The organism is Streptomyces sp. NPDC001668 (genome assembly GCF_042893155.1).
Lineage (GTDB): Bacteria > Actinomycetota > Actinomycetes > Streptomycetales > Streptomycetaceae > Streptomyces.
This window is the reverse complement of the sequence record NZ_JBIAUQ010000033.1, coordinates 1-6,313: the sequence shown is the minus strand read 5'-3', so window position 1 is coordinate 6,313 and position 6,313 is coordinate 1. Positions and strand designations below refer to the sequence as shown.

The 6,313-nt window shown below is 66.7% G+C and carries 4 protein-coding genes; 1 reads left to right on the top strand and 3 read right to left on the bottom strand.

Annotation, left to right across the window (positions count from 1 at the left end; translation table 11 throughout):
* Positions 1-13 precede the first annotated feature (13 nt).
* The 3 genes from ACFYZ8_RS44785 to ACFYZ8_RS44775 all read right to left on the bottom strand — a co-directional run bounded on the left by ACFYZ8_RS44785 (position 14) and on the right by ACFYZ8_RS44775 (position 2,175).
* Complete coding sequence (locus ACFYZ8_RS44785; RefSeq protein WP_388533242.1) at positions 14-553, bottom strand: SigE family RNA polymerase sigma factor; 540 nt, start codon at positions 551-553, stop codon at positions 14-16.
* A gap of 236 nt (positions 554-789) precedes the next feature.
* Positions 790-1,377: an RICIN domain-containing protein gene (locus ACFYZ8_RS44780; protein WP_388533244.1), complete on the bottom strand. Its 588-nt coding sequence runs from the start codon at positions 1,375-1,377 to the stop codon at positions 790-792.
* 330 nt (positions 1,378-1,707) lie between these two features.
* Positions 1,708-2,175, bottom strand: coding sequence for a DUF2690 domain-containing protein (locus ACFYZ8_RS44775; RefSeq protein ID WP_388533246.1), 468 nt, complete (start codon positions 2,173-2,175; stop codon positions 1,708-1,710).
* A 294-nt stretch (positions 2,176-2,469) separates the two neighbouring features.
* Here ACFYZ8_RS44775 and ACFYZ8_RS44770 point away from each other — a divergent pair, with 294 nt between their 5' ends.
* Entirely contained in the window at positions 2,470-6,300 is a 3,831-nt protein-coding gene (locus tag ACFYZ8_RS44770) for a DNA-binding protein (RefSeq protein ID WP_388533249.1), read from the top strand.
* The last annotated feature ends 13 nt before the right edge of the window (positions 6,301-6,313 follow it).

Genomic DNA, 6,313 nt, shown 5'->3' with positions numbered 1-6,313 from the left:
ATGTTAGGGCCAGTTAACTGTTCTGACCGAATGCCAACCCGTACGCCGTTGCCTGCCTGTGTCGGAGCTCCTCGCGGAGCCGGGCTAGCGCCCGATGCAGCGTGCTCTTGACCGTGCCAGCCGCCATGTCGAGGGCAGCGGCCGTCTCTTCCGTGGACATCTGCTCCCAGTGCCGTAGTACGACGACGCTGCGCTGCTGGGGCGTCAGGGTAGTGATGATGTCCATCAGCAGAGCGCGGTCAGCATGCTCTTCGGTGGAATCCCCGATGCTCACGTCCGGCAGGTGTTCTGTGGGAAGCTCTTCCAGCTTCCGGGCTCGCCACCACTCGGTTCGTGTGTTGATCATTACGCGGCGCAGATAGGCGTCCGCGAGTTGCTTGTCGTCGATGCGCTCCCATGCGCGGTAGGTGCGTAACAACGCGGTCTGCAGCAGATCCTGAGCGTCGAGCGGGTCGGCAACCAGACGTCGTGCGGTGCGGAGCAGGGCGTCGTGCCGCGCGCGTACGTACTCCTCAAATTCCGGCACCTCACGAACGTGCTTGCTCGGATTCACGTGGCACGCTCCCTTCGTATATGGGCGTGGGTGGGGCCTTTCGGGTGGGCGTCGGCCTGCGGGAGACACGGGGTGGGCCGGTCGGCAACCGGCCCACCCGGCGGCGTTCGTTGCTCACTGCCTGCACGACGCCCAGACGGCGGACGCCGGGCCGCCTCGCTCCAGCAGCCGTTTATGGCCTGAGGCGCTGGCCGGTCCCCTCGCGCCGGCCAGTTCCCGGGCCAAGAGAACTCTGGTCAGCGGAAGGTGAACTTCTGGTCCCGGGCGCCGTTGCACCGCCACAAGATCAGAGGGGTGTTGTTGGCCGTCTTTCCGCCCTTCACAGCAAGACACTTGTCGTGGTGATCGCCGGAATAGGGGAAGATCGTGCAGTGGCGCTGCCGTGAGCCGCAGTTGACGTGGAAGCTCTGGTTCGTGCGGCCGTTGCAGTTCCACAGGATGAGCTGTGTGCCGTTGCGGTAGTTGCCGGGGATGTCCACGCACAGGCCCATGTTCTGCGCCGGGTGAATCCGGAACGCGTTGTAGATGTCGAGCGCTTCGACGTACCACTTCTGGTTCTGCGCCCCGACGCAGCGGTACTGGTCGACCTTCGCTCCCTTGCGCACGCCACCGTGGGCGGTGATGCACGGGCCGCTGAAGTGCTCCGGAAGCCACCGGTAGGTGCCGGGAAAACGCAGCGCGTTTTCAGCCGGCCTGGCTCCCTGCGCTGCTGCTGCCCCCGCCGCCGCGGCGGGCGGGTTTGCCTGAGCTGGGACGGCAGCAGCCAGGCCGCCGGCCATGGTGATCGCTGTCGCGGCGATTGCGAGCCGCTTGTGTACCTGCATGATCTTGTCTTTCCTTCTCTTCTGATCCGGACTGATTTGCAGGACGTGCTGGGTCGGGGCAACGGGGCTGGTCGTCTGCCCCGGAAGCAAGGTGTCGCTGTGCGCGCAACGGTGGGAGCGCGGGCCCACGAATACCTCGGGGTACCTGGCGTCCTGGATGCGGCGCGCGAAACCCGAAGCGCAACGGCGCCGATGAAGGCCCCGCGCAAGGATCAGGCTTGCCCTCGCCGAGCCTCTGCCCGGCCCCGGCAGCCGCGGTGGCGCAGTTCATCGATAACTGTGGCGCTGTGGGAGGATCCGGCGTAGGTCGGCCTGTGCGGAGCTCACCAGTCAGTACGAAGCGGTGCGGGCGAACGTTTCGTGGGGATCGTTCCCGACGTAGGACCAGGCGGTTGCGAAGCCGGTGGTGTTCTTGTCGTTGAGCATCGGCGAGAGCATCTCGAGGGTGCCGGTCCGGTGCTTGCAGCCGTAGTGCTTCATGTCGCTGTTGCGCCAGATGTTGCACCCCTCGCCATTCCATTTGTCCGTCGGGACGTTGGCGTCGACCATGGCCCACACGGTGCGGCAGCCGCGGCTGTACCACAGCGAAGCGGTGACCGACACGTGCAGGTGGTAGCGCGAGCTGTAGTACTTGTCGGTCTTCTTGTGGACCATGCGTCCGGTGTCCGCGCAACCGCTGTAGATAGGATCCTGGCCGTCCCACTTGCGGCCGGCCGCGTCGGCGGGGCCGGTAAGGACCAAGGTCGTGCCCGCCGTCAACGCCAGAGCGGCCACCCCGATGGACTTGAGTGTGCGCACTTCGTCTCCTTATCTCGATGCTGTGCGAGAGTCACCGGACGAGCCGCGGATGAGAGCGCGGTCGGTGCTCGTTGCTGTCACGTCATCGAGTTCAGCGGGCCGGGGATTGAATGGGCAGCCGGTTTTGCCACTCTGATCAATGGCTGCATTGCAGGTCACGGGCACGGCGCACGGTGCTGACCAAAGAAGGCGCCTGTCGTTTGCTCTTCTCCCCACCCGTGCGTAGCCTCCGGGTGATCGCTCCGCGTCCAAGGGGGAAGCGGGGAAGCGGGCGGATGGTGGGGTGAGCCGTCGATGGCAGGACGTCGCGAGAGCCCGCTCGATCCGAGCGCTGGACCGGTGGCACGGTTCGCTGCCGAATTACGCAAACTCCGTGCGGAGGCCGGGAGTCCGACCTACCGGATGATGGCGCAGCGCACAGGGCAGGGTGCGAGCACCCTGTCGCAGGCGGCCGGGGGTGAGCGGCTGCCGACCCTGCCGGTGGTGCTCGCCTACGTGCGCGCTTGCGGTGGGGACCTGGAGGAGTGGGAGGAGCGGTGGCGTGAGGCGGCCTCGGAAGTGGCGGCCGAGCCGCGCACCGAGGACGAGAACGCTGAACCGCCATACCGGGGCTTGGCCCGCTTCGAGCCTGCCGACGCCGACTTGTTCTTCGGCCGCGACCAGCTCACCGACCGCCTGCTCGAGCTGTCACGCTCCCACCGGTTCACCGCTGTGTTCGGTCCGTCGGGCAGCGGCAAGTCTTCCCTGCTGCGGGCCGGCCTCATCCCCCGCCTGCGCACCCCGGACCAGGCCGGTCCGCGGCCAGCTGCGCTGCGCGTCCTCACCCCGGGCGAACATCCGCTGCGCACACACAAGCAACGGCTTACACCGAAAGACACCGACGGCGACACCTGGCTGATCGTTGACCAGTTCGAAGAGCTCTACACCCTCTGCACCGACCCGACCGAACGCAACCAGTTCATCGACCGCCTCGTGGCCGCCACCGACCCAGCCGACCGACTGCGTGTCGTAATCGCGGTACGCGCCGATTTCCTCGGCCACTGCGCCGCGCATTCCGGATTGACCGCCGCTCTGCAGGACGCATCCGTGCTGGTCGGTCCGATGAGCCGGGACGAACTGCGCGAGGCTGTCGTCAAACCCGCCCAGAGGAGCGGATTGATCGTCGAGCGCGACCTGACGGCCCGGATCCTCGACGAGGTCGAGGACGAACCCGGAGCTCTGCCGTTGATGTCGCACGCTCTGCTGGAGACGTGGCGTCGCCGCAAAGGCCGCGCCCTCACGGTCGAGGCTTACGAAGCCGCGGGCGCGCTGCGGGGTGCGATCGTCAGCACAGCGGAAGACGCGTACGCTCGCCTCACACCGGCCCAGGCCGACATCGCCCGCCGGATCCTGCTGCGCCTCGTCACACCGGGCGAAGGGGCCGCCGACACCCGACGCCCCGGCTCGCACGCCGAACTGGTCGCCAGCGATATCAGTGGCGAACTCGACACAGTGCTGGATCAGTTGATCCGCGTCCGGCTGCTGACGGTGGACGAGGACATCGTCGACCTGGCGCACGAGGCACTCCTGACAGCCTGGCCGCGATTGCGCACGTGGGTTGACGAGGACCGGGAGAGGCTGCGCGCGCACCGGCGGCTCACCGATGCCGCCACCACCTGGCGCGAACTCGAGGGCGATCCAGGGGCGTTGTACCGCGGTACTCGCCTGGCCACAGCCATGGAGCTGTGGCCCCTCGACCGCCACGGCGAGCTGACCGAGGTCGAATGCGCCTTCCTGACCGCCAGCCTTTCCGATCGAGACCAGGAACGGCGCGCCGCGGCTCGCGTCAGCCGCCGACTGCGGCAGTTCACCGTGACGGTGTCCGTGCTACTGATTCTCGCCCTGATCGCCGGTGTGCTCGCCTGGCAGCAGGCTCGCACCAGTGATCGCCGCCATGTGGAGGCCGAGGCACGCCGCATCGCCGCGGTCGCTGAAAGCATGCGCATCTCCGACCCCGTCAGGGCAATGCAGCTCAGCGTGGCGGCATGGCGATTGACCGACACAACAGAGACACGGTCGGCATTGCTGGGCGCAATGGCCCAGCGTGACAAGGACGTGTTCGCAGTACCCGGCGCGGACTCGGGGTATTCCGACGGCTCGGATTCCAAGACACGCCAACTGATCGACCACGGCAGGGCGGTGATGTCCGTCGAGCGGGGCAGGATTCGGATATGGGACCTGGCCACCCATCGGCTCACCCACCTCTATCGAGGGCCGGGCAAGCTGCTCTACGGAGCACCAACCGTGAGCCCGGACGGTCATACCCTCGCCCTGGCGGGGCCAGACGGGATCGTGCTGTGGGACGTACGGTCTGCCCAGGCCACCGGCAAACTCAGCGGAACCTTGTGGGCGTCCGACACGGCCTTCGGTCCGAGTGGGCACACCCTTGTCGTCGAAACCCAGGAAGACTCTGCATCGGTTCAGGTTTGGCGCGTGCCGGACCACCGCCTGCTGGTACAGGCGCCCGCCGCGGCAGCGGGAACGCTGCAGGCAGCCGTCAGCGCGGACGACCGGTGGCTGGCGCTGTGCAGCGACAAGCAGCAACTGCAGATCTGGGACCTGGCGAATCACCGTAAGACACCCTCACCGTGGACGCCGGCGCGAGGCCGCGGCGCCTGCCCGGCGGACTCCCTTGCCTTCTCACCGGACAACAGGACTGTCGCGGTTCTCAGCGACAAAGGAATCCACAGGTGGGACCTGCGCAGCGGACGAGAATCGGCGCGAATCGAAGAGTCGGAGCTCAGCGGGATGTGGTTCAGCGCCGACGGGGAGTTTCTGGCCGCCACGGACGACAAGGAGCTGTTCGTGTGGCGTCTCTCGAATCCAGACTCGCCTGTCTTCCGACAGCCGTTGAACATTCTCGATGTGAGTGATCTGGGAATCGATGAGGCATCCGGTACCTTGCGGTACCTCAGCGGCGCCGGGACGATCGTCCGATCACTTGACCTCAAGCGGGTCATGTCCACGCGATGGGAGACGCAGACCGCCGACTGGTCACAACTCGCCAATGGTGGCCGGAAACTGGCCCGACTCCTGCCCACGGCGGACGGGAAGGGTCTGCAGATCCTGGACGCCCAAGGCCGGGTGCGCTTCGCGGCGTCCGCGCCACGATGTCCGTCAGCCAAGCCCGGAGATCTCGTGAAGTGCGAGGATTTCATGGCGGCAAGTCCCGACGGCCGCTATATCGCTCAGAGCCGGGTGGTGGACCAGGAAAACCAGACGAGGCGGCAGCTTGTCACCGTCTGGGACACCATGTCCCGTCGCGTGGACACCACCCTCGACATCGAGCCCGGATCGGACACTATCGCCGGGTTAGCCGGATTCGCCCTTGATGCCCGAGGCCGCCAGCTTGCGGTGTACCGGGAGGACGGGGCGGTCGAGATATGGGACGTGCGCAGAAAGAAGCGGGTCAAAACGCTGGCCTACCATGTCAGCGCATACTCCGAGTCTTCTTCCATATCCTTCTCCACCTCCGTCCCGCCGCTGGCATGGCGCGGTGACGGGAAGATGCTGGTCACCCTCGACGGCACGGTATTCGGCTTCCGCTCGGGCCGTACGAGCCACCGGCTGCTCACCGACGACCAGGCCGGCGCACTGGCCTTCAGCCCCAACGGGGCTTATCTCGCCGTCGGCGATGTGACCGGTCGCGTTTCCCTCTGGGACGGGGCACTGCACAGACGCCTCGGCGTGCTGTCCGGTATTTCCCCCGACGCATGGTCTCAGGACGGCGGTGACGTGTCGGCACTCGCCTTTTCCCACGACGGCCGCACTCTGGCAGTCGGGAGCTCCAACGGCACCGTGGAACTCTGGGATGTCCCCTCCCGCAGACTTCTCGGATCCGCCCTGCCCTCTCCGGGTGACAGTGTCCTGTCACTCACCTTCAACTCCGACGACAGCGGCCTCTACACCTCAGGCACCAACGTGCCCAGACAGACCTACGCCCTCGACAGCAAGCGGCTCGCCGAACAGGTCTGCCGACGTGCCGGTTCCGGACTTTCCCGGAGCGACTGGAAGGCTTACCTCCCAGACATCTCGTATCGCCGGACCTGTTTCATCCAGCACCCTAGTTCGCCAGGCTCTGGCTAACTGGCCCTAACAA